The sequence below is a fragment of the Psittacicella gerlachiana genome (genome assembly GCF_003585965.1).
Classification (GTDB): Bacteria; Pseudomonadota; Gammaproteobacteria; order Enterobacterales; family Psittacicellaceae; genus Psittacicella; species Psittacicella gerlachiana.
The window spans coordinates 1-3,693 of record NZ_NRJF01000066.1; the positions used below are offsets into that span (position 1 = coordinate 1).

Consider the following 3,693-nt stretch of genomic DNA (forward strand, 5'->3'; position numbering starts at 1 on the left):
AAGTAATTGTGTTTTTACGAGGAATAAATTTTAGTATAAAAACTAACTGCAACATTATATATAAAAAAGTTGCTTCTGTCAAGATTGGAGCTCAAGTTAGAAGTATTTCTCTTTAAAATCTCTATTTTAATAACTAAGCTTGCTTATTCTCTTTATGGTAAAATAGTGTAAAAAATTTCTCACTGTCGTTATGATAGTATAACTGTATATTTAACATATTAAGAAGAAGTTATATCATGAAGCGTAAATATTTTGGCACTGATGGAGTGCGTGGAAAAGTTGGTGAAAAAATTACCCCAGAATTTGCTCTTAAATTAGGATGGGCTGCTGGTAAAGTTTTAGCTTCACATAATCAAAATAGTAAAGTTTTAATTGGTAAAGATACACGTATAAGCTGTTATATGTTAGAGTCAGCTCTAGAAGCTGGTTTTGCTGCTGCAGGGGTAGCATCATTTTTGACCGGACCTATGCCTACTCCTGCAATTTCCTACCTCACGCGAACTTTTAGAATGGATGCTGGGGTGGTTATTTCAGCCTCACATAATCCTTATTACGATAATGGAATTAAATTTTTTAATGCAGATGGCACTAAATTACCAGATGAGATAGAGTTAGAGATTGAAAAATATCTCGAACTTCCTCTTGAGTGTGTTGATAACATTTCTTTAGGAAGAGCTAAACGTGTTGTTGATGCTGTGGGGCGTTATATTGAGTTTTGTAAAGCTAGCTTTTCAACTTATTTTACGTTAAAAGGTTTAAAAATCGTGGTTGATTGCGCAAATGGTGCAACCTATCATATAGCACCTTCAGTATTTCAAGAATTAGGTGCTGAAGTAATTGCAATTGCAAATCAACCTAATGGAATTAATATTAACGAAAATTGTGGATCAACACATTTAGAAAATCTTGTTAAGAAAGTAAAAGATGTTAATGCAGATCTAGGTATTGCTTTTGATGGAGATGGAGATAGAGTTATGCTCGTAACCTCTTCAGGCAAAGTGGTTGATGGAGATCAAATTCTTTACATTCTTGCTGCTTATGAAAAGGCTACTGAAAAGCTAGGTGATAAAGGAGTTGTTGGTACTTTAATGTCTAATAACGGCTTAGTTGCTGCTTTAGAGAAGTTAGGAATTCCATTTACTCGTTCTGCGGTTGGTGACAGATATGTGTTACAAAAACTTTTAGAACATAATTGGTACTTAGGTGGTGAAAATTCTGGTCATATTATTCATTTAAATAAGAACCAAACTGGTGATGGGATTATTGCAGCTCTTGCTGTATTACGTTCATTAACTTATTTTTCTAAATCTTTAGAACAAATGATTGAAGATGTTCCTCTTTTCCCTCAAGTATTAATTAATGTAAGAATTGATGAGCTTGAGAATAATGTTTTAGAAAAAGAGTCGGTAAAAGAGTTAATTAAAGATTTAGAAAGTAAATTAGCTGTTGATAACGGACGAGTACTATTAAGAGCTTCAGGTACAGAACCAATTATTAGAGTAATGGTTGAACACCCTAAAGATGAACTCGCACAAGAATATTGTGAATTACTTGTAAAAGAAATAAATAAGTATAAGAAATAATTATGAATAAGTGGTTAAAAGAGTCAAAATGGGGTAGGCGTCTTATGATTGCTTTACCAGCAGCTATTTTGATTGGGATTTTGTTATCAATTTATCAATCTTTTACTGCAACTTCGACTTCAGCTCCGCGAGATGTCCTAGTGTCTTTAAATGAACCTGCATTTCCTAATGATTCTTTATTAAAAGACATTAACTATAATTCTTTTAAAGATCAACAAACCACAGCTTATTATATTCCAACTAAAGAAGTGGAAGATAGCTTAATCAAGGTGTGTAATAATCAAACTGCTAGCGGGCAAAATGGTTTAACCCCAATTCAAAATTTGACTTGTTTGCGTTACGCTGGAGCCTTATTGCAAAATGATTATTGGGGACTACAAAGTGTTGAAATATTTAATCTTGCCAAAAGTAGGATGGCCGCTTTGTTTAGCTCTAAAGGTGAAGATTTAAGAGCTACAGTGATAAGCAAATATGACACTAAAGGTTTTACTTTAGTTAATCTAAGAAATCCTGACTTTTATAAAAGTATTAGTACATCTCAGCTTTATAATATTTCTTTACTTTGCACTTTATATGTAGAAAATCAAGCTCATCCTGATTTCTTTAGTCCTTCATATGAAAGTGATAAAGCACAAATTATAGCTACTTATGAAGCTTGTAGTTTGCTAGGCTATTTTTATGCAAACAATAAATAAAGTTTTTAAGAGAGTGTTTGCGAACACTCTTTTTTTATAATTTTATAGGAATCAAATATGGTACAAAATTTTAAGACGGTAATGACTCCGCAAAATCCAGATGATGATACGATTAGTACCTATATAATCTATGATTATGAAACTTATGGCTTGGATGTAAGGACTACAGGAATTACTCAATTAGCAGCCGTAAAATTGGATTCTCGTTTTAAAGAAAGAGTAGAAAATGATTTTAATTACGAGGTAAAAGCCTATAAAGACCAATTTATAGGACCTATAGCTTCATTAAAAACTGGTTTTAAGATCACTCCTTTAGTAGATAATTTTGGCAAGATTACTAATTTTGAAGTTAGAGGAAGAGTTGCGGGAAGACAAAAATTAACAGAAACGCAATTAGCCTATGCTTGGTACGAGTATTTACGTGAGGATAAAAATACTTGTATTCTTGGCTATAATAATTTCAATTTTGATGATAAAGTTACTTCACACTTGTTTTTTAGAAACTTTATCCATCCTTACCAATGGTACTATGAAAATCAAAATTCTCGAGTTGATTTATTTCCGATTACTGTAGCTTTTAGTAATCTTTGTCCACAAGCAATTCAATGGGCAAGAAATGAAGAGACTAATTTTATTTCATATAAATTAGAAGATATAAGTAAAGCTAATAACTTTTTACATCTAAATGCACATGATGCCATGTCGGATGTAAAAGCTTGTGTGCAATTACTTCAAGCTTTTAATAAGAGTCAACTTCCTGCTCAGGCTCAAGTATTAGCGAAAAAAGAAAACTTATATGAGATAAATCTTTCACCAAAAAATTGTTTTAAACATTTAGTGCAATTTAGAAATAGATTCAAGGTTATTAAATATCTTGAAGCTAAAAGTGATAGTATGTTTGTTTACTTTGATGTTAATGCTTATAGTAAACGTAAACTTAAACATGCTACTCCAGTTGCTTGTTTAAATAATTTGGTAAATGAAAAAATAGATCGTGAATTTTTCCTCGTTGATTTAACTCTTGAACATGAGCATTTTAAAGAATTTATTTCTTGGGAGAAAGAAGAGCTACAGCAATTTTTCTCTTTAAGTTTTAAATATCGTAAATTTACAAATCCAATTCTTACAGTAGAAACAAATAAATTTCCTCTGTTTGCTTCTTTTAATGAATGCGTGCAAAATGAATCTATAAGTGAAGAACAATTTTTAGATAATGTTCAAGCAAATTATAATTATTTGTTAAGTTTAAAGCCTAGGGTGTTAAATAATTTTTACACAAATATTCTTGAAGTTGCTAAATCAAGGTTCGAAAGTAAAGTTCCTGATGATTCTTTTTCGAAAAAAGTTTATCAACTACCAGTTGAAGAAGTTAAGGAAGAAGTAGAATATGATTTAAGTAAAATGCAGTTTAAGCA

3 protein-coding genes are annotated in these 3,693 nt (G+C 31.2%); all 3 read left to right on the top strand.

What is annotated here, in order from left to right; translation table 11 throughout:
- The first annotated feature begins 233 nt into the window (after window positions 1-233).
- Window positions 234-1,583 carry a phosphoglucosamine mutase gene (gene glmM, locus CKF59_RS02820; RefSeq protein ID WP_119534471.1) on the top strand — a complete coding sequence of 450 codons (1,350 nt, stop codon included), beginning with the start codon at window positions 234-236 and terminating at the stop codon, window positions 1,581-1,583.
- Window positions 1,584-1,585: 2 nt separating this feature from the next.
- A complete protein-coding gene (locus CKF59_RS02825) occupies window positions 1,586-2,278 on the top strand; it encodes a hypothetical protein (RefSeq protein WP_119534472.1) in 693 nt (230 codons plus the stop codon).
- A gap of 57 nt (window positions 2,279-2,335) precedes the next feature.
- The coding region (locus tag CKF59_RS02830; protein WP_281270070.1) for a 3'-5' exonuclease family protein at window positions 2,336-3,693 on the top strand (1,358 nt) is incomplete at its 3' end.

Excerpts from the sequence above, each read along its gene's own strand:
- CKF59_RS02825 (WP_119534472.1), top strand. The coding sequence starts at position 1,586 with ATGAATAAGTGGTTAAAAGAGTCAAAATGGGGTAGGCGTCTTATGATT.